Genomic DNA, 20,949 nt, shown 5'->3' on the forward strand with positions numbered 1-20,949 from the left:
AAAAAACTTTGAAAGTTAAAAACCAGAGAAAAGGAAACATCCCGGATACGGGCATAAAATAACAGGCGGATACGCCGGAAACCAAGCCCTCGGCGCTTGAGAGCGAAATACACCCATCGCGCAGATCTGAAGATCTGCACTCTGTGTATTTCGCGACTGCGTCGGGCCGGGACGCCCCGCAGGGCGGATCAGAACCGAAAGACCGGTTCATTTCTGACGTACCACCGCCGGAAAGGAGATGTATGGCAAATGGAAAGAATTGTTTTATCCAGACGGTCAAGCTGCCTCACGTCCGGGGCAGGGTACGTTATATCTCGGATCCAAAGCGGCAGGAAAATCTGTATGCTGCCTATACCAGTGCGGATCCGAAATTCTGGCAGTATCTGTCAAAGGAGAATCAGGCGGATTTTGCCAGAAGCGGAACGGAAGGAAAATGTATTGAGGCCAGGGAAATGATCATCATGCTGCCGCCTGGCCTGATCCATTATGATCATGACACGCTGCTGAAATATTTTACTGCGAAATTTGTGGAACGGTACGGCGTGGCTGTGGCAAGCGCCCTTCACCACAATAAACGGAAAACCAATCTTCATATCCATCTTATTTTTTCAGAGAGAAAAGCTTATGATGAGCCGGTGGAGAAGATCGCTTTAAGAAATATGTTTTACGATGAAACGGGGAAACATGTCCGGACGAAGAAAGAAATCCTGGATGAAAATGGAGAAATCCGTTCCGGCTGCAGGATCATCAAAAAAGGAGAGGTTTACGAAAAGCATTTCTTCCAGCCGAAGAATCCGGAATTCAAGTCGAAAAAATTTACAGAGGATATGAAATATTTCTATACGGATCTGATCAATGGACTGGTGCAGGATCCGGCGGAGAAACTGAAGGTGTTTGATAAGAACAGTCCGTATCTGCCAACCAGAAAAATCGGGAAGAACAATCCGAAAGCAGAGGAGATACGGATCGATAATTATCTCCGGCAGGAGTGGAACAACATGGTAGACCGGGCAGTAGTGGAAGGAGTGACCGAAGAGGAACTGCGCTTTGCAAAGAAAAAAGAGCTCACAGATCCGGCGGCAGAATCCATCCGAAGGTCAGGGTGGAAACCGGAGATTTTTCGGACGATCCTGCAAAAGGCGATTGGAAAGCTACGGGGCTTTATCCAGTATATCAAAGAACTCCGGAATGCAGAATATGACAAGAATGGACAGCCAATATTTCACCGTGACCTGAAATTTGATGTGACGCCGGCGCCGCTGCCGGAGATCGCAAAAGGGAAAAGACCATCTTCAGCAGCGCAGGAAGCAGAAGTAATGAGGCTGGATAACATTCTGCAGAAGATGAAGAAAGCAGAGCAGAGGATCTATGCTGTCGAGAAAGTTCTGATCCGGCTGGAGAAAGAACGGCAGAATATTGACGGGAAATGGTTTCACGGAAAAGAAAAGAAGGAGCTGGATCAGAAGATTGCCGGAAAACAGCAGGAACTGAAAAAAGCGAAGGCTACACTCGCCGGAATACCTGGACTGCATGGATATGAAAATGCGTTGGCAGTGAAAAAAGCATATACATCTGCAACGAAGGAACTGGATAAAATCCGTAACAGGCAGAAAGAATGGGATCAGAAAAGTGTTCCGGAAAAACAGTATCTGGTGATCCGAAGTAATAAGCCGGAACAGAGGGCAGAGCGGCAAAGTGTACTGGAGCAGCTGGATAAAAGGAAAAGGGAGATGGAAAAGAGGCAGCGAACAAAGAAACGGGGATATGACAGAGATTGTCTGTAAAAAAATGTTCACAGGAAAAGCAACCGTTTTATGCCGGAGAGCTACGGTTGCTTTTTTCTAAACTGATATGAATTTGGACTGATCGCCTGTGAACGGGAGTGAACCTGTCCACAGATCGATAAATGGCAGATGGACTGCCAGATGGTCTACACCAGTCCGCTAAAAAATTCAGATATATCAGCGCTGAAAATTTTGCTGAGAGCAACAAGCTCACTGACTTTAATGTTCATCCGGTTGGTTTCAATTTTTGCATAGGTGCTTTTGGATATTTCAATTCCCATGAGCTGAAGGCGGGCGATCACCTGATCCTGCGTCATGTTTGAAGCTTTTCTTAATCGTTGGATGTTATGTCCGATATCCATATCCGGTCTGAGTTTCTGCATATCTGTACAACTCCTGAAAATTCGTAATAAAGAAATATATCTTGATTGTATGCAGTATTGAGATTATAATGTTTCGTAATAAAGAAATGTTTCGCAATAGAGAAAGGATGGAATAACATGAATGTAGATAAAATATTTGAGAGAGCAACAATCAGGGGAGTTGCGGATTATCTTCTGTTTGGCCTGGGACCGGATGAAGATGACAGGAGTTATGAGGAACGGCTGGATGAGATTTATATGAGATTTGAAAAGACTGTGGGAAAGTATGATGAAAACCCGACTTCAGAACTGCTGGATCTGTGTAATGAACTCAGCAGCGAGACGGCCAGTGTGTATACGGAAATAGGGCTGCAGGCGGGCATACTGCTGATGATGGATATGATCGGGAATATGAATCAAGAGAAAGAAAACAACGATTAAGATGGAATGATAAATGGGAGCATGCAACAGATGCCTGTACATGCTCCCATATTAGGAAGAATTACATATCTGAATCTTCATCGTTGATTTCTGCCAAAGTATTGTCCCAAATAGTTTCTTCTATAACTTGGAGGCATTCATCGGTGTGCTTTTTAATATCGCTCCCCCAAAAATGAATAACAGTATATCCAAGGAAGAGAAGTTTTTTATCATTTTCCGAATCTCTTGCACGGTTCCGTTCTATCTTCTTAATCCAGTAATCAGGATTATTTCCCTTTTCAAGCCGTAGTTTCAGGTATTCCCAGTCCTTCCCGTGAAAAAATTCACTGTCGCAAAAAATAGCGATTTTATATTTGGTAAGTACGATATCTGGAGATCCCGGGAGCGATTTGTAATTTTTACGGTATCGGTATCCCTTATGCCATAATGCTTTGCGAAGCTGAATCTCAATAGAAGTATCCTTGCTATGAATTTTACTCATGTTTTTCGAAATAGTTTTGGCATCTCGCAACATATGAACCAATTCCTTTCATAGAAAGTTAGATTATACAAAATATAGTAGTATTATCATATCAAAGTGCTTATTATTCTACAAGAATAAAAATATTTCTAAGAACCCAAGAAGGAGATTATCTAACGATATGGTGAGAAAAGGATTGAATGGATAGTTGTTCTATGATAATATTATTTCCATAAGTGATGGTGTTTAGGAGGAAGAGGAATGTCTATTTGTTATGATAGATTATGGAAGCTGCTAATAGATAAAAAAATGAATAAGACAGAGTTGAAGGAGGCGTCTGGAATCAGCTTTAATGTTTTAGCAAGACTAGGGAAAAATGAGCCGGTTTCATTTGAAACGATAGAAAAAATATGCTTTACCTTGAACTGTAATATAGAGGATGTTATAGAAATCAAGCGTAATACTGATAATGAAAGTGCTAAAAGCAAATATACAACAATAGAACTTTTTGCTGGAGCTGGTGGACTTGCATTGGGAATCGAAAAAGCAGGCTTTGAAACATTGGGGCTTGTAGAGTTTGATAAAGATGCAGCAGACTCTTTGAAAATTAACCGGCCTAATTGGCGTGTTATTAATGATGATATTGCAAATATTTCTTGCTTGGATTTGGAGGAATATTTTGGATTGAAGAAAGGCGAGTTGGATCTTTTATCTGGTGGAGCACCGTGCCAGGCATTTTCCTATGCTGGAAAGAGGCTTGGCCTTGAGGATGCAAGAGGAACACTATTCTATCATTATGCTACCTTTTTACAGAAACTACAGCCTAAAATGTTTTTGTTTGAAAACGTACGAGGGTTGTTGACTCACGATAAAGGAAGAACATATACAACGATTACGAATATTTTTGAACAAGCAGGATACTCCATTCAGAAAAAGGTGTTAAATGCATGGGATTATGGAGTTCCTCAAAAAAGAGAAAGACTTATTACAATAGGAATCAGGAAGGATCTGTTGGACTGCGTTACGTTTGCGTTTCCTAAAGAACATGATTATAAACCGGTATTACGAGATGTTTTGCTGGATTGCCCCGAAGGACCAGGGGTTCCTTATGGAGAAAGCAAGAGGAAAATATTTGAACTTGTTCCACCTGGAGGCTATTGGAGAGATATTGATCCTAAAATTGCAAAGGAATACATGAAAAGTTGTTGGGATATGGAGGGAGGACGAACTGGGATATTGCGAAGAATGAGCCTCGACGAGCCGTCTTTAACTGTTCTTACTTCTCCTTCTCAAAAGCAAACAGAAAGGTGTCACCCGTTGGAAGCTAGGCCATTTACTGTTCGCGAAAATGCCAGATGTCAGACGTTTCCAGATGATTGGCAGTTTTGTGGAAATGTTCATTCACAGTATAAACAAGTTGGAAATGCAGTACCGGTTAATTTAGCCTATGATATTGCAATAGAAATACATAGATCTTTGGAGGCGATTAAATGATGGGATGGAATCTTGATTTTATAACGGAAGAACAATTTAAATGCCATGTTCGTGCAACTATTATGAAGTATGGCGAGAAACTGGAATCGTATGATTTAAAAAGATTCAATAGCAATCTGATTGATCCAATTAAGCTGATTTTTGATAAATCAGTGTATCGGACAAGTTGGGAGGAGATTGTCAATAATGAAATATTCCGACAGAGAGATAAATCCAGCAATAATGATATTGGTTACTTCCACCAGAATATTTTTTCCTACTTTAAGGGCTGTGAAGTTCCACAAGCTGGGTGGGATGTGATATATAGAAATCCGGAAGGGATACAAATGCCTGACGGAGACATTGTACATACGATTTATGTGGAAATGAAAAATAAGCATAATACAATGAATTCCGCATCTTCTGCAAAAACTTATATAAAGATGCAAGGACAGATTCTAGAAGATGATGATTGTGCTTGCTTTTTAGTAGAAGCAATCGCCAAGAAGTCACAGAATATAAAATGGGCAACAAAAGTAGATGGGAAAAATGTGCAACACAGACTGATACGCCGTGTTAGCATGGATCAGTTTTATGCTATATTAACGGGAGATGATGAGGCATTTTATAAAATGTGTATGGCACTTCCAGGAGTAATCAATTCTGTTGTGAATGAAGAAGACAGTGTTGAAGTTCCAAATGACACGGTGATTGACGAACTCCGTAATGTGGCATCCTTATATACGGATCAGACAGAAGAATTGTCCATGGCAATGGCAGTTTATATGCTTGGTTTTAACACCTATAGCGGTTTTGGAAATAAAATAATACAACGACTTGGTGGGAAGAATGAAGGGATGCTTAAGCGGATTTATGAATATGCGAAAAGGTTAGGATGAGAAAACCATGGGGGAATGATTATGAATAAAGTGGTATGTGATTTAACAAATTGTTATGGGATTCAAAAACTTCATCATGAATTCGATTTTTCTAATACTAATGCTATTAGTATATATGCTCGAAATGGGCTAATGAAGACATCTTTCTCAAAGACCTTTAGAAAAATTCAAGAGGGGAAAGTGGCCGAAATAAAAGATGAAATTTTTGGCATGCCCGGAGTGGCTGATGTTAAGGTTGATGGTAATTCTATTTTGCCTGAAAATGTGTTTGTTATAAAGTCTTTTGAAAGCGCATACGAATCGAATAGTGTGACATCGCTTTTGGTCAATGATGATATTAAGGCAAGAATATCGACAGTCTTAAAATTGAAGGAAAAATTCTTGAAACTGTTAGAAAAATATTCGGGATTAAAAATTACCAAAACGTCATTGGGGAAAAAAGTCTATGAATTAGAGCCTCAGATTGTAAAAGATTTTCAATTTGAAGAAGATAGTTTTTTGCTAAATATAAAATTTCTGGATCAAATGCGGGCAAAAGTGGTCTTTTCAGGAATAAAATATAGCAATATATTCGACTCAACAGTATTAAAGAAAATTACATCTGCAGAATTCCAGGAAAAAATAGAGGATTTTTGTTTAGCAAGCGACAAGATTTATGAAAAATTTGGTTTTTTGGAAAAAGGAAACTTTACTTTGCCAAAGTTGAAAAATCTTTCAAAAACGTTAGAGAGTGATAGTTTCTTTGTAAAGGATAATCAATTATATCTTGAGGGCAAATATGAGATTAAAGAGCCATCGGAATTAAAGGAAAAAATATCCGAAATAGAAGAAAAGATAAAAGCAGTACCTGTATTTCAAGAAATTGAAAAAATGCTTAGTGATTCAAAAGGAATAGTATTGAAAGAATTGCTAGAAAATAATCCAGATGTTATTCCATATTTGAAAATTGAAAAACTCGATGATTTGAGAAAAGAATTATGGCTGACATATTTAGAGTGCGAAAAAGATAAATTTGAAGAACTCGTAGATGAATATAAAAAACTAGAGGATGAAATAGGGGATATAGATTTAGATGCCACTCCTTGGAAAAAGGCTCTAGATATTTTTGAAGAACGCTTTACAGTACCGTACAAAATGGAAATTTCTAATATGAAGGGCGCAATAATAGGAGAAAGTATTCCCAGAGTGGAATTTTCATTTAAACGTGATGGACAAATTATTAAATTGGCAAGAACGGATCTTGAAAATCTTGATGTCTTAAGTCAAGGGGAAAAAAGAGCATTATATCTTTTAAATATTATATTTGATATTGAAAAAGTAAAAAATAGCGGGAAGGATGTACTGTTTGTTGTTGATGATATTGCAGATTCATTTGATTATAAAAATAAGTACGCTATAGTTGAGTATTTGTATGAAATGTCAACGAATCCTAATTTCCGTTTGCTCATTTTATCACATAATTTTGATTTTTATCGTACGGTGTCTATGCGTTTGGCTATAGGACGAGAAGATCGGTTGACCGCAGAAATAGTAGGAAATACTATTGTTTTGAAACAAGAAAAATATCAGAATCAACCATTTGTGGCATGGAAGGACAATTTAAATTTGGTTAATGTTGTGGCTATGATTCCATTTGTCCGTAATATGATAGAATTCGGAGTCGACAAAAATGTTGGAGGGATAACAGGGATAAGCAGTGACTATGTTTTGCTTACACATTTGTTGCATGAAAAAGACAAAACCAAATTAATTAGATTCAGTGATTTGAAAAAAATATATAAAAAGTATTTAGGTATAAAAAACTTTAAATCTGACGTTGTAGAGAGTAATCTTGTTATAGATGAGATATTTAATATTGCAAATAGAGTTACAAATATGGATGTTCAGCTAGAGCATAAAATTATTTTAGCTATTGCTATTCGCCATTTGGCTGAAAGATACATGCTAACAGAAATAAAAAAATATACAGGTCAATTAACTTGGCGTGTAAAGAAGAATATAAGAACGGGACATGTAACTGATTTTTTACTATATTTAGATTCGGGAGTTAATCAAACGAGAGAATTATTTAATGTATATAAACAGTTTGGCCATCAATATGAAATCAAAGTGCTGGAAGAAGTTAATATTATGACGCCGGAAAATATTCATTTAAATTCATTTATGTATGAACCGATACTAGATATGGATATTAGCGAGTTGTTAAATCTATATCAAAAGGTGCAGGGTATGTAGGAAAAACGATAGAGGATAATATAAAGAGAGGTGTCCTCAATCGTATTCAGTCTTCTACAGTTTGTAACGTATTTGCAACAAATTCCAGCAGAATCCCCGTGTTTCCGCCATTTTCGGTTACCCAAACGTTAATTCGGTTTATTTACAGAGAATTTCTATCCCGGAAGCAGAAGCTTCCGGGATTTTTTTAGTTTACTATATCTAAAATTTATCTAAAATGGTAAAATATTACATATTATTTCATTTTGAAAGATTTGAGAAAGAAAACTTTGGGGGAAGCATCTGGGAATCTAAAAAATTAATATAGGGATAAACCCATAGGGGAAAAGAACATCTGGTGAGAAGAAAACAGTCGAAAGGGAGGAGATGGTACCAAGGAGGCAACATCTGAAAATTTGAAAACAATCAAGGAGGGAGGAGAAGTTAAAGTTAAGAGGACATCTGGAAATCAAAAACAATCAATAAGAGAGGAGAAACTTCAGAGAAAACCTCCATCAAGAATCTAAGAAGCAGAGAAATTAAGGTTGCCAGAGGAGTTATTGGGGAAATTTCGACCGGCTACTAAGAATATATCGAATGTAGTCATGTAAATTGGGGAAATTTATAAAGTCAAGTCAGGGAAGCCAGGTCTTCAATCAAATTCAATCGAATCATTCAAATTCATGATGGCAAATTGTCAGCATGTGCACAGAAAGGAAGATTATATGGCGAATCTTAGAAAAATGCTATTCCAGGAACAAATCAGGTTAGAAAAAATTCTCAGGAAGACTAAAGAACAATTAAAAGATGCTCCGCAGGGGACACTCCGATTAACCCACACAAAACAATCTGTACAATATTACTGCAGTCTGCCAGGAGAAAAAAGGATCGATAAATACATATCAAAAAATAATACTGAGTTGGTGCGCAGACTTGCCCAGAAATCCTGTGATAAAAAGATATTGAAACAAGCAGAGAGGCGATTACATCAGATCCGAAGAATTACCAGGGATTATGATGAGGAAGAAATTGAGAAAATTTTCTGGCAGGAGCATAAGGAAAGACAAAAACTGATCCAGCCTGCTGAGCCGTTGTGGGAGCAGCAATTGGAAACATGGATGGCAAAAAATTATGAAGGAAAAGGATTCCAAAAGGACAGTCCTATGATTCTGACAGAACAAGGAGAGCGGGTACGATCAAAGTCCGAAAAAATCCTGGCGGATTGCTTTTATCGGCACAAAATTCCTTATAAGTATGAACATCCGTTATATCTAAAAGGATACGGCATGATCTATCCGGACTTTACCTTTTTGTCAAGGAAAATCAAATGTGAAATCTATTGGGAACACCACGGAATGATGGATGATCCATCTTACGCGGAAAGTACAATTCAGAAAATACAGGCATATGAGAGAAATGATATTTATCCTGGCGAACAATTAATCCTGACTTTTGAAACAGGAAAACTTGTTCTGGATATGGAAATAGCTGAGAAACTGATTCAAAAATATTTACTGTGAAGCTAGATCAGATGTTTTTGCACCATTTCCGGGAGTATACTGGAAGAGAATAGATCGTGATGATGAAGACTGCCTGTATGCGGATTGTTCCATGGAACATCAGCTTTTTACAAGACTGCACCCGTATGTTCGGGAAGAGATGAAAGAAGAACGACCGATTTTAAACGTTTGTCATTTAAATATCCGGAATATGAAACATATTTTACCGATGACCAGAAATTTATTCTGGACCATGCAGATCAATTGTTATTACCGGACAGTGTTGTTCTTCCTTATGATCCGCTGGACCGGATTCAGGCGGCTGATGACTGTGAAGAACCGTTCCTTATGAAAGCTGCGGAACGAATAAAAAATACAAGTCATAACCTTAATTTAACATGATCTCTCTGGTGGATTTTACATTGAAATGTTTAAATAGTAATATATTTAGAAAATATGGAAGAAACAGGAAACGGGGGAACAGATGGCACGACAGGAGAAAACGGGGAGCCGGAAAAGCAAAAGAAAATGGATCATCGGAGGGATTGCTGCTGCAGTTCTGGTAGCTGCCATAGCAGCAGGATTTTTGCTGGGGAATAACAGAAATGCAGCGTCCAACGGACTGAAGGTACAGAAAAATACGGTCGAGTGGAATCAGGATATGAAAAGCGCAGATAAAGACGCGGGAATCCAGATTCCATATTACAGTGATGTCTATATGAAAGGCGGAACGGACACGATTGATATGACACTTGTCAATCCAAAGGAAAATGACTGTTATTTTACATATACTTTTATTCTGAGTGACACCGGAGAGGAAATTTATCAGTCAGACCTGATCGGACCGGGCAGGGCTCTGGAGCAGGTGAAACTAAACCAGGAAGTGCCAAATGGAACGTATAAACTGAATATTCGCGTGGACACCTATACCATGGAGAATCAGGAGACGTTAAACAATGCGATCGTTGCAACAAATTTGATTGCTTCTTAGGATGAAATTGATTGCTGCAGTGGAAATCATACAGGTATTTTCCCGGGTCGGGATGATATAAAAGAAACAAAAAAGAGAAGAGACTTACAAAGGAGGTTTCGACAATGAGAAAGTTTAAAAAGTTCGCAGCGCTTGGCCTGGCGTGCGCGATGATGATCGGAAGCATCGTTCCGGTTTCAGCAGCAGATGTATCTGTGTCTGAAGGGGATACACAGAGCGCAAAGACCAATATTTCACTTGTAAAAGAAAATCCTGCGCCTACTTTTACGGTTGGGATTCCGGCATCAGCGACCATCAATTCTGCAGATGCCACAACAATTGCATTTACCATGGATGAAGACAGCTTAAATGCAATTCCGGATGGAAAGAAAGTAAGCGTAAGTATCGCGGACGCAGGATATGGAGATACCACAGGAAAATTTGCTCTGGGAAGCGAAGACAATCAGGAAGCAACTTACAAAGTATACCCGAGCAGATACAGCACCAGACCAACGGACGCGTACGATATTGGAGATCTGCTGATCAGCTTTTATGGAAATGAGAGAGTGACAGACGGAACTGCTTCTGTAAGCAGAGCTATCAAAGCAGATAACTATGATGAAATTGCTGCCGGAACATACACCGGAAATATTACATTCAGCATTGACGTGCGCAATCAGTAAAATACGCAATCCGTAAAATAAATGATATACCCAAAGTGAGAAGGGCGGAGTTGTCATCGAACAGCTCTGCTCTTTTCATGTTTCAGGCGCCAGGGTGACGAGAACATAAGTCAGGTCATGTCCACGGCGGAATAATTTCAATAGAGGATAGAGAGAGCCTTCCGGGAAACCGGAAGGTTTTTTTCTATTATGTAATATGATATGATTTAACTAAAAGATAATGAGTGGTCAGAAGAAATCAATGCGAACGCAGTTACAGCTTAGAAAGGAGAGAAGGGATGAGTAATACAGAAGCGAAACAGGCAATGGAGGAACTTACGATGATATTGTTGTATCTATCCAGGTTTCAGGACCGGGATTTGCCGGATTTTAAGGGAAAACCGATATATCATGCATGGAAGGGATATGATTTTGAAGTCTTAAATCAATTAGATGATAAAGACTATATTGATCAGGGAAGGCGTCCTTCCAGGAGAAAATCTGTATACATAACAGAAGAGGGAATAGAAGAAGCGAATAAACTGATGGAAAAATATGGAATCAAAGATTGGTAATTTAAAATAAAACTGCAAAGGAGAAAGAATGAGAAAAGAGGCGACGCTGAATCAGTGGAGAGTTTTATATGAAACAGCCACAAGAATCAAAGAAAAGAAACCGTGGGAAACATTTATGGATATGGATCTGCTGGGATTCAGATATGGGGCAAAAGAAGACACCATCTATTTCAGTATTCTTGGGCATCATGGAGACTGTTATGGAATCGCAGTTTACGAAGGATATTCGGGGCTGAATGACTTTTTAATGCTTGTTATGCAGGAAGATTTAAATATCCCGTGGGATTTCGCCATGGCAAATCAAAGAAATCTGACCTGTTACTGGGGTGCCGGCAGGAATTGAGCAAAAAGCAGTGGCAGATTGTAAAAAATCTGGGATATAAATACAGAGGGAAAAATCAGTGGCTGTATTTTATGTCATTTGAGCCGGGATATGCTCCGTTTAACCTGGATCAGGACGAAGTCCTCAGAATGACAGAATATCTGCAGGGGCTGGAAAAGATACTGGAGTATTATGAGGAAAATGATGTAAACATTGATTTCAAAAATGGGAATATACTTTGTATGATAAAAGATCAAAAGAATAACACAGTAAGATTCGAAGAAGAACCGCTTCCGTTTTTTGAATATTGCCCGGGAATACTTATGCCCGAAGATGAAAGTTTCATCGAAGAGCTGAAACGTATGCCAGTGTGCAGAGCCCGTCTGGAAGCGGACATCTTTCCTATGAGGACATCCATCGCGGATTCCAAATATGACAGACCGGCAGATCCATTTATATGCCTGATCATGGATGCTGCATCAGGAATGGTTATAAACTTTGAGATGACAGAACCAGGAGAAAGTGCAGAACTTTATCTGGCCGAGATGATTGCAGGATTTATTTTACAGTATGGAAAACCGAAAGAAATCAGGATTTCCAATAGAATTGTGGAAGCAGCGATCAAAAATTTGTGCGATGCGGCGGGAATCAAACTGCGTTTTCGGAAGACTTTAAGAGGGGTTGAGGATTTCAAATGGGGAATGCATGAAAGGATGTAACGGACAGCTTAGTCAGGAGGTTTTATGAAACAAAATGATATTTATATGATCCAGGGGACCGACTACAAAGAGATGACAATGAAACTGCTGGAACATATTGATCTGGCATCGGATATTGTAGTCAGGAGCAAACGAATCGGGATTAAGCCGAATCTGATCAATGCAACGCCGGCGTCTCATGGGGCAACGACGCATCCGGAGATTCTGGACGGACTTCTTACGTATTTGAAACGAAAAGGGTTTCAGAATGTCTGTGTACTGGAAAGTTCCTGGGTCGGAGAGAAAACATCCAGAGCAGTAAGAGCAAACGGAACGCTGGAAGTCTGTGAAAAACATCAGATCGAATTTATGGATCTTCAAAAAGACCAGTCTGTGGTCTGTTCCGGAGGCGGCATGGAAATCAAAGTATGCCAGAAGGCATTGGAAATAGAATATATGATCAATCTTCCGGTGGTGAAAGGACACTGCCAGACAAAGATTACCTGCGCTTTAAAAAACTGCAAAGGACTGATTCCAAACAGTGAAAAAAGACGGTTTCATACGATGGGGCTTCATAGACCGATTGCGTGTCTGAATACAATCATCCATCAGGATCTGATCCTGGCGGATAATATCTGCGGGGATCTGGATTTCGAGGAAGGCGGCAGCCCGGTGGCTATGAACCGGATTCTGGCATTTAGGGATCCGGTGCTTTGCGACAGCTTTGCAGCAGAAATCATGGGCTATGAACCTTACGATATTGAATACATCCGTCTGGCGGAGGAACTGGGAGTGGGAAGCGCAGACACAGAGAAGGCCCGGATTCATGCCCTGAACCGGGAGGCGGAGACTGTGAAACAGGCGGCGCCGAAAGGGCAGGCGGCAAAACTGGCTGCTTATGTGAAAGCAAAAGACGCCTGTTCTGCCTGTTACGGTTCTTTGATCTATGCCTTAAACCGCCTGGATGAGCAGGGAAGGCTGAATCATAAAAAGAAAAAAAGTCTGGCCATTGGCCAGGGATATCGAAAGAAACAAGGAACATACGGAATTGGAAACTGTACGTCATGCTTTCGGAAATATGCCGCCGGCTGTCTGCCAAAAGCAGTGGATGTTGTAAGATTTTTGGAAGAAGAGTGGGAATAAGGTTTAAGATTGTACTAAAAATAGTAATTGTTATAAAACCGAAGAACTGGTAATCTAATTTTAAATATGATATAGTAATGTCGAAAAGAAGATACAAAGATCATAGAGTTTGGAGGTAACAAATGAAAGATATTGTAATTACAGATGCGATTAAATATATCGGTGCGGATGACAAAGACCTGGATCTGTTTGAGAGCCAGTATGTGATTCCAAATGGCGTATCATACAACTCTTATGTTATTTTAGATGAGAAGGTTGCAGTTATGGATACGATCGATCAGAGAAGAACCGATGAATGGCTGGCTAACCTGGAAAGAGAATTAGATGGAAGAAACGTGGATTATATCGTTGTTTCCCATCTGGAGCCGGACCACGCGGCAAGTCTTCAGGTTCTTGCAGAAAAATATCCGGAAGCAAAACTGATCGGAAATGCGAAGACATTCAATATGATCCCTCAGTTCTTCAGCATTGACAATCTGGCAGACCGCAGTGTGACAGTGAAAGAAGGAGATACGGTATCTCTTGGAAAACATACGCTTCAGTTCTTTATGGCTCCGATGGTACACTGGCCGGAAGTTATGGTAGCATATGAGCAGTCTGAGAAAATCTTATTCTCAGCAGACGGATTTGGTAAATTCGGCGCTTTGGATGTAGATGAAGACTGGGCATGCGAAGCAAGACGTTATTACTTCAATATCGTTGGAAAATATGGAATGCAGGTACAGGCGCTTCTTAAGAAAGCAGCCGGACTTGACATTCAGATGATCTGCCCGCTTCACGGACCAATCCTGAAAGAAAATCTCGGATACTATATCGGATTATATGATACATGGAGCAAATATGAGCCGGAAGATGAAGGTATTGTAATCGCATACGCCTCCATTCATGGAAATACAGGAAAAGCAGCGAAGAAATTTGCAGAGATTCTGGAAGCAAAAGGTGCAAAGAAAGTTGTTGTGACAGATCTTTCCAGAGATGATATGGCAGAAGCAGTGGAAGATGCTTTCCGTTATGACACTCTTGTTCTTGCATGTGCTACATATGATGGCGGATTATTCCCTTGCATGGAAGATTTCCTGCATCATTTGAAAGCAAAGAATTATCAGAAGAGAAAGATTGCGTTTATGGAAAATGGTTCCTGGGCTCCAACAGCCGCAAAGAATATGAAGGCAATCGTAGAGAACTTCAAGAATGTAGAATTAGTTGATCCGGTTGTTACGATCAAGTCTACAATGAAAGAGGAGAATGTGAAGACAATGGAAGAACTGGCAGACAATCTTCTTGCATAATCAGCATACATAAATATAGAAGAAACAGCGCAGCAGGAAAATTTTCTGCTGCGTTTTCCTTTTTCTGCTATAATAAAAAGAAAACTTGAAAGGAAGAGAAAAATGAAAAAATTTCGATATATATTCGGGCCGATTCCTTCCAGAAGACTGGGACGTTCTCTGGGAATTAGTCCTCTGCCAAAGAAGACATGCAATTATTCCTGCATTTACTGTCAGCTTGGAAGGACAGACCGGATGACCAACAAACGGCAGGAATTTTATAAGACGGAAGATATTCTAAAAGAATTTAAGGAATACCTGAAAGATTCTGATAAATTTGACATTGTAACTGTAGTAGGAGAAGGGGAGCCGACTCTTTGCAGCAACTTGGGAGAATTGATCTGTGGATTAAAAGAAATGACAGATAAGCCGGTGGCAGTGATTACCAACGGGGCTCTGCTTTCTGATCCGCAGGTAAGAGAAGAACTGTGCCATGCAGATATGGTGCTGCCGTCTCTGGATGCATATAATCAGGATATTGCAAAGAAAATTGACCGTCCTTACGGAACAATTCGATTTGAAGAAGAATTTCTGGGACTGAAAAAGTTCTGCAGCATGTATCAGGGAGAATTATGGCTGGAAATCATGCTGGTTGATGGAATCAATGACGATGAGGAATCCATTGCGCAGTTCAAAAAATTATTAAAAGAATTAAAGTACGACCGTCTGTATCTGAATACACCGGTACGTCCTCCGGCTGAAGAAGGCGTCAATGTGGTATCTGATGAGAGAATGGAATATGCGGTAAAAGAATTAGGCGGAATTTCCATCGAGATGCTCAGCTCCGGCAGTTTTTTCAGTGAGATTGAGGATGATTATGAGGCAGTCAAATCCATTATCGGACGTCATCCTATGAATCAGTTTGAACTGAATGGATTTCTGGACAGCCGTGGGACAGCAAATAAAGAAGAAATGATCGAGAAAATGAAGCAGGATGAAGAGATCGCTGTCATTGATTATAAGGGAATCTTAACATTCCGGCTGAGATAGAGAGGGGGAGACGAATATGAGAAAGCGCAGTGTACAGAGGGTAGCAGCCATCCATGATCTTTCAGGATTTGGAAGGGCGTCTTTGACAACGATCATACCGATTTTATCATCGATGGGAGTGCAGGTCTGTCCATTGCCGACAGCGATTTTGTCAAATCATACGGGTGGATTTGAAACGTTCAGTTATGTGGACTTTACCGATTATATGCAGGATTACATTGATGGATGGAAGAAGCTTAATCTGGATTTTGACTGTATTTACTCTGGATTTCTTGGATCAGAGCGTCAGATTCAGATCATTTCTGATTTTATCGATGATTTTGGAACAGAAGACAATATGGTGGTTGTGGATCCGGTGCTGGGGGACAATGGAACACTGTATTCAACCATGACCCAGGACCATGTCAGCAAGATGAGCCGTCTGGTGGAGAAAGCGGATATTATTACGCCGAACTTTACGGAAGTCAGTCTGCTGTTAGGAGAACCTTATGAGGAAAAAATCACAGATCATAAGATCAAAAAATGGCTGAAGACACTTTCTGATATGGGACCGGAAATCGTAGTGGCAACCAGTGTGCCGGATCAGGGAGAAGGAAAAGACACCAATGTAGTAGCTTTTGACAGGAGAAGCAATACTTACTGGAAGATTCAGTGCAGATATATACCAGCTTCTTATCCGGGAACCGGAGATGCCTATACATCCGTTATGATCGGGAGTCTTTTAAATGGCGACAGCCTTCCAATCGCCCTGGATAAAGGGGTGCAGTTTATTACCCAGGCAATTAAGGCAAGCTATGGATTTGATTATCCGAAACGAGAGGGAGTGCTGCTGGAAAAAGTACTGGAAGTTCTGAATATGCCTGTAGTCATAGGCGGATATGAGATGCTGGAATAGGAGGATGTATGTTTCGACGGATTGATCAGGAAAAATGGGAACGAAAAGAACATTACAAATATTATACGCAGAAGCTTCCATGCGGTTATTCTGTTACCGTCCGGCTGGATGTGACGAATTTTTATGATCAGATCAAAAAACGGGGGCTTCGGTTTTATCCGGCCTTTATTGCCTGTGTTTCCAGGGCCGTAAATGGAAGAAAAGAATTCCGCATGGGGAAAGATGCGGAAGGGAATCCAGGAATCTGGGACGCAGTGCATCCCAGTTATACGATCTTCCATGAGGATGATCATACCTTTTCCGATATCTGGTCTTTTTATGATGAGGATTTCCGGAAGTGTTATGAAAACATTGTCAGGGATATGGAAACATATAAAGACTGCAAAGGTCCCAAAGGAAAGCCGGATCAGCCGCCGAATTTTTACTGCATTTCCTGTGTGCCGTGGATGGATTTTACAGGATACGGAACCTGGGTGCCGGGAGGAGAACCGAATCTTTTCCCGATCATTACATTTGGAAAGTATGTGGACCATGACGGGAAGAAAGAATTATCAGCAGCATTGACGATTTCTCACGCGGCAGCAGACGGATATCATACCAGTATGCTGTTTCAGGAAATACAGAAAATTCTCTCAGAGTTTTCCGCTTTTTAAAAAATCAGAAGCGGCGGAGAAAGATAAGGATTTCAGCAGGTGAGAGATTTCTTTTTCTGACTGTTGAAATCCATTACGGATCCATTGCTGTATGATGCCAATGCAGCCCCGGGAGATGAAAATATAGCAGAATTCCAGATCCTCTTTCTTAAATTCCGGATACTGCTGTTCCCAGTTGGCGATGTTGTTTTCCTGAACACGCTGGTTCAGCTGATTCAGAAATGCAGGGTCACCATGGTCAGAGAATACCAGCCGGATCAGATCTTTGTGGCTGGAAATATAATGGATCAGAGAATCCATAAAGTCGGTCAGGGAGTTGTTGATATTGTACTGCTCCACGTTTTCATCCAGAGCCAGCAGAATCTCTTTTTCAATCTCACGAAGCAGATCCATGGGACTGGAATAATACGTATAAAAAGTACTTCGATTAATATCCGATTTCTCGCAGAGGCGGGAAACGGATATTTTTTGTATAGGCTGTTCTTTCATCAGAAGCAAAAGATTGGTTTTTAAAGCATGCTGGGTACGACGGACCCGGCGGTCGGTTTTTATTTCTTTCATATAATATCTCCTATCCTACAGTTTGTGATGATATGTCGGATATCCATCAAAAAGAGATGGTTTGGTGGTTGTTCTGTTTCTTTTTCTTTATTATAATATACATATGAAGGAAAAACAACAAATGTAGGATAAGGTGGTGTTTTTAGTGAACAGACAGGATTTTTATGATGGAAAAATGTTTGACGCCTATCAGTATATGGGGGCGCACAGAAAAGGGGACGTCATAGAGTTTGTTACTTATGCGCCGAGGGCGGAAAAGATAGCAGTGATCGGGGAGTTTAATGACTGGACAGAAGAATTTATGGAGAAAGATGGACAGAGCGGATTTTTTTCCATGAAATCCAGTGCGGCAAAAGAAGGAGATATGTATAAATACTGCATTTACGGACCGGGAGGAAGGATGCAGGAGCACTGTGATCCTTACGGATTTGAAATGGAACTGCGGCCGGGAGCCTGCTCTATCATTTGTGATCTTAAGCAGTACGAGTTTCATGATAAAAAGTGGATGGTAAACCGAAACAATGGAAAACACAGTCCGGTCAATATCTACGAGATGCATCTGGGTTCCTGGAGACAGAATCCGGACGATGAAAACGGATGGTATGAGTATGACGAGATTGCAAAGATGCTGGTTCCGTATTTGAAAGAAAATCACTACACCCATGTGGAATTAATGCCGCTGTCTGAACATCCTTTTGACGGATCCTGGGGATATCAGAATACCGGATTTTTTGCTCCGACCAAGCGTTATGGAAAACCGCAGCAGCTTATGAAATTTGTGGATATGCTTCATCAGGCGGAGATCGGGGTGATCATGGATTTTGTTCCGGTTCATTTTGCGGTTGACGGGTATGGACTGCGGCTTTACGATGGAACACCATTATATGAATACGATAATAAAGATACGGGAGAAAGTGAGTGGGGGAGCTGTAATTTTATCCACTCCAGAAGGGAAGTAAAATGTTTTCTTCAGTCTGCGGCCAATTACTGGCTGGAAGAATATCATTTCGACGGGCTTCGGATGGATGCGGTCAGCCGGCTGATTTACTGGCAGGGAGATGAGCGAAGAGGCGTAAACGGCACTGCCATTGAGTTTTTGAAAGATATGAATCTGGGGTTAAAACAGAGACACCCGGATGTCATGCTGATTGCGGAGGATTCCACCTCTTATCCGGGGGTTACAAAACCGGTGTACGAGGGAGGACTGGGCTTTGATTATAAATGGGATCTCGGATGGATGCATGACACGCTGGAATATTTTCAGACGCCTCCTGAGTACAGAAGCAGAGATTATCATAAGCTTACTTTTTCTATGATGTATTTCTGGAATGAACAGTATCTTCTGGAATTCAGCCATGACGAAGTTGTTCACGGAAAAGCAACGATCCTGCAGAAAATGTACGGCGATTATGAAGGGAAGTTCCCTCAGGCCAGAGCCATGTATTTGTATATGATCATGCATCCGGGGAAAAAGCTGAATTTTATGGGAAATGAGTTTGGACAGCTCCGGGAATGGACAGAAAAACAGGAACAGGACTGGAGTGTACTGAAATATCCGATTCATGACGCTTTTCATCATTATATGGAAGAACTGAACCGGATTTATCAAAAGGAAACGGCGCTGCATGAGGATTATGATCCGGATTATTTCCGGTGGCTGGACTGCCATCAGGAAGAACGGTGCATCTATGCCATTGGGCGCGGCGCAGGAGAAATGATGCTGGCGGCAGTTTTTAATTTTTCAGATCGGGAGCAGGAAGATTATGAACTGGAGATCGATGGAAGCTGGGAAGGAAAATGCATCCTGCACACTGACTGGGACTGCTGGAGCGGAGAAACGCCGAAAGGAAAAGAAATATGGGAGATAGAGAGAGGAAAGGAGACGTCAAAGATCACTGCGGCGCTGCCTCCATACAGCGGTATGCTGCTGGAGCTGACCAGGGATAAGAAGAAAACGCTAAAAACAAAAAATAAGAAATAGAATAGGCGGCATGCTGAAACGAATATGAAAGTTTTTTGATAAAAATGAAATAAAAATTTCCTTTTTGTTTAAAATGATATTTAACTTTCATTTTACTAAAGAATGAGAGAATAATTTACATGAGGCTGATATGATAGGTCATGTAGAAAAGAGACAGACTGACTGACAGGGAGGAAAGAGATGAATCAAAAAGCAAACATTACACAGTCACAGAAGTTAATGGTTTTCGTTTTAAGCATGTCGCTTTATGGATTAGCAACGTTATTTACAGAATTAATTCCGTCATTCCAGGTGGGAATCGTGGAATTTTCAGTGGAATATTTCTTGTTCATTCCACTGACACTGGCTATTTTATTTGATCCGATGTCCGCAGCGCTGGGAGCGGCCACAGGGGAAATCGTATTCAGCGAGATTATGCTGGGACAATTCGGAGGTCTGGGAGAACTGGAAAAATTCATTACCCTGACCATCGGAATTTATGTGGCAGGAAGACTGGTAAAGAATCCGAAGAACCGGAAAGCCGTTGCGGCTGCATCTATTTTCGGAATGATTCTCCAGCAGTTTATGGGATGTGTTGTAGATATCCTGAAAGTACAGCTTGCGGTATCTGATTTCGAAGCGGTGCCGGGACTTCCGCAGAGCGTTTTCTTTACCGAAGGATTTGCCTTCTTAAATGATGTGCTCTTCTCAGGAATTTTGTTCTGTATGCTGCCGACAGTATTCCTTGTCCCAAGATTATACGGAAAAATCGAGCCGCTTCTGGGACTGAAACCAAGAGATGAGAAGAATCTTCCGGCAGGAGACGCGGGTATGACAGCAAAAGCTGCCGCAGGAGCAGTGATCGGTTTCGCGGCAGCAGTGGGAGCCGAGCTTCTGGCGGAGAGCGGAATGTCTCTGATCGACTGGGAAGCCTCCTGGGCAGAAAGTTCCACGGCGTTTATTGTAGGAATTGCTGCTGCAGCTGTTCTGGTAATTCTGGTCTGTTCCAGAATCCTGAAAAATTCCAGAAGGACTGAAGCGGTGCAGGGAGAGATGTAAA

At 40.8% G+C, this 20,949-nt stretch carries 21 protein-coding genes and 1 pseudogene; 19 read left to right on the forward strand and 3 right to left on the reverse strand.

Features of this window, described 5'->3' with window-relative positions:
- The first annotated feature begins 242 nt into the window (after positions 1-242).
- The gene (locus JMF81_RS10870) at positions 243-1,784 is read left to right on the forward strand and encodes a MobA/MobL family protein (RefSeq protein ID WP_201311475.1); all 1,542 of its coding nucleotides are present in this window, start codon (positions 243-245) and stop codon (positions 1,782-1,784) included.
- A gap of 146 nt (positions 1,785-1,930) precedes the next feature.
- On the opposite strand, the gene JMF81_RS10875 is transcribed toward JMF81_RS10870, so the two are convergent.
- The gene (locus JMF81_RS10875) at positions 1,931-2,167 is read right to left on the reverse strand and encodes a helix-turn-helix domain-containing protein (RefSeq protein WP_150311413.1); all 237 of its coding nucleotides are present in this window, start codon (positions 2,165-2,167) and stop codon (positions 1,931-1,933) included.
- Between the two features lie 117 nt (positions 2,168-2,284).
- On the opposite strand from JMF81_RS10875, the gene JMF81_RS10880 reads away from it, so the two are divergent.
- On the forward strand, positions 2,285-2,587 hold the full coding sequence (locus tag JMF81_RS10880; RefSeq protein WP_201311476.1) for a hypothetical protein: 303 nt from the start codon (positions 2,285-2,287) through the stop codon (positions 2,585-2,587).
- A 61-nt stretch (positions 2,588-2,648) separates the two neighbouring features.
- Here JMF81_RS10880 and JMF81_RS10885 read toward each other — a convergent pair whose 3' ends face one another.
- Positions 2,649-3,101 (reverse strand): very short patch repair endonuclease, encoded by a 453-nt coding sequence (locus tag JMF81_RS10885; protein WP_201311477.1) that lies wholly within the window; start codon positions 3,099-3,101, stop codon positions 2,649-2,651.
- A 207-nt stretch (positions 3,102-3,308) separates the two neighbouring features.
- Here JMF81_RS10885 and dcm point away from each other — a divergent pair, with 207 nt between their 5' ends.
- The 15 genes and pseudogenes from dcm to JMF81_RS10955 all read left to right on the forward strand — a co-directional run bounded on the left by dcm (position 3,309) and on the right by JMF81_RS10955 (position 17,368).
- The gene (dcm, locus tag JMF81_RS10890) at positions 3,309-4,541 is read left to right on the forward strand and encodes a DNA (cytosine-5-)-methyltransferase (protein ID WP_201311478.1); all 1,233 of its coding nucleotides are present in this window, start codon (positions 3,309-3,311) and stop codon (positions 4,539-4,541) included.
- Positions 4,538-5,419, forward strand: coding sequence for an Eco47II family restriction endonuclease (locus JMF81_RS10895; RefSeq protein ID WP_330597401.1), 882 nt, complete (start codon positions 4,538-4,540; stop codon positions 5,417-5,419). Before dcm ends, JMF81_RS10895 begins: the two co-directional genes overlap by 4 nt.
- A gap of 21 nt (positions 5,420-5,440) precedes the next feature.
- Positions 5,441-7,654 carry an ATP-binding protein gene (locus JMF81_RS10900; RefSeq protein ID WP_201311479.1) on the forward strand — a complete coding sequence of 738 codons (2,214 nt, stop codon included), beginning with the start codon at positions 5,441-5,443 and terminating at the stop codon, positions 7,652-7,654.
- Positions 7,655-8,358: 704 nt separating this feature from the next.
- Positions 8,359-9,153, forward strand: a complete 795-nt coding sequence (locus JMF81_RS10905; RefSeq protein WP_201311480.1) for a hypothetical protein — start codon at positions 8,359-8,361, stop codon at positions 9,151-9,153.
- A gap of 91 nt (positions 9,154-9,244) precedes the next feature.
- Entirely contained in the window at positions 9,245-9,484 is a 240-nt protein-coding gene (locus tag JMF81_RS10910) for a hypothetical protein (protein ID WP_201311481.1), read from the forward strand.
- Between the two features lie 132 nt (positions 9,485-9,616).
- Positions 9,617-10,123, forward strand: a complete 507-nt coding sequence (locus tag JMF81_RS10915) for a hypothetical protein (RefSeq protein ID WP_201311482.1) — start codon at positions 9,617-9,619, stop codon at positions 10,121-10,123.
- Positions 10,124-10,227: 104 nt separating this feature from the next.
- Positions 10,228-10,785, forward strand: a complete 558-nt coding sequence (locus tag JMF81_RS10920) for a hypothetical protein (RefSeq protein WP_201311483.1) — start codon at positions 10,228-10,230, stop codon at positions 10,783-10,785.
- A 278-nt stretch (positions 10,786-11,063) separates the two neighbouring features.
- Positions 11,064-11,339, forward strand: a complete 276-nt coding sequence (locus JMF81_RS10925; protein ID WP_201311484.1) for a DUF6429 family protein — start codon at positions 11,064-11,066, stop codon at positions 11,337-11,339.
- 115 nt (positions 11,340-11,454) lie between these two features.
- A pseudogene (locus JMF81_RS16985) lies at positions 11,455-11,840 on the forward strand (DUF7309 domain-containing protein); the annotation flags it as partial.
- A 225-nt stretch (positions 11,841-12,065) separates the two neighbouring features.
- Entirely contained in the window at positions 12,066-12,380 is a 315-nt protein-coding gene (locus JMF81_RS16990) for a DUF6930 domain-containing protein (RefSeq protein ID WP_456298322.1), read from the forward strand.
- 24 nt (positions 12,381-12,404) lie between these two features.
- The gene (locus tag JMF81_RS10935; RefSeq protein WP_201311485.1) at positions 12,405-13,502 is read left to right on the forward strand and encodes a DUF362 domain-containing protein; all 1,098 of its coding nucleotides are present in this window, start codon (positions 12,405-12,407) and stop codon (positions 13,500-13,502) included.
- 122 nt (positions 13,503-13,624) lie between these two features.
- Positions 13,625-14,791 (forward strand): FprA family A-type flavoprotein, encoded by a 1,167-nt coding sequence (locus JMF81_RS10940; protein WP_201311486.1) that lies wholly within the window; start codon positions 13,625-13,627, stop codon positions 14,789-14,791.
- Between the two features lie 102 nt (positions 14,792-14,893).
- On the forward strand, positions 14,894-15,820 hold the full coding sequence (locus JMF81_RS10945) for a radical SAM protein (RefSeq protein WP_201311487.1): 927 nt from the start codon (positions 14,894-14,896) through the stop codon (positions 15,818-15,820).
- A 16-nt stretch (positions 15,821-15,836) separates the two neighbouring features.
- Positions 15,837-16,715 (forward strand): pyridoxamine kinase, encoded by an 879-nt coding sequence (locus tag JMF81_RS10950; RefSeq protein WP_201311488.1) that lies wholly within the window; start codon positions 15,837-15,839, stop codon positions 16,713-16,715.
- Positions 16,716-16,723: 8 nt separating this feature from the next.
- The gene (locus JMF81_RS10955; protein ID WP_201311489.1) at positions 16,724-17,368 is read left to right on the forward strand and encodes a chloramphenicol acetyltransferase; all 645 of its coding nucleotides are present in this window, start codon (positions 16,724-16,726) and stop codon (positions 17,366-17,368) included.
- On the opposite strand, the gene JMF81_RS10960 is transcribed toward JMF81_RS10955, so the two are convergent.
- Positions 17,348-17,929, reverse strand: coding sequence for a TetR/AcrR family transcriptional regulator (locus JMF81_RS10960; protein WP_201311490.1), 582 nt, complete (start codon positions 17,927-17,929; stop codon positions 17,348-17,350). The two genes, JMF81_RS10955 and JMF81_RS10960, sit on opposite strands and share 21 nt — an antisense overlap.
- A gap of 145 nt (positions 17,930-18,074) precedes the next feature.
- Here JMF81_RS10960 and glgB point away from each other — a divergent pair, with 145 nt between their 5' ends.
- Both glgB and JMF81_RS10970 read left to right on the forward strand, forming a co-directional pair.
- The gene (gene glgB, locus JMF81_RS10965) at positions 18,075-19,910 is read left to right on the forward strand and encodes a 1,4-alpha-glucan branching protein GlgB (protein ID WP_201311491.1); all 1,836 of its coding nucleotides are present in this window, start codon (positions 18,075-18,077) and stop codon (positions 19,908-19,910) included.
- A 180-nt stretch (positions 19,911-20,090) separates the two neighbouring features.
- On the forward strand, positions 20,091-20,948 hold the full coding sequence (locus tag JMF81_RS10970; protein ID WP_201311492.1) for a cell division protein FtsQ: 858 nt from the start codon (positions 20,091-20,093) through the stop codon (positions 20,946-20,948).
- The last annotated feature ends 1 nt before the right edge of the window (position 20,949 follow it).

The sequence above is a fragment of the Anaerostipes butyraticus genome (assembly GCF_016586355.1).
Classification (GTDB): Bacteria; Bacillota; Clostridia; order Lachnospirales; family Lachnospiraceae; genus Anaerostipes; species Anaerostipes butyraticus.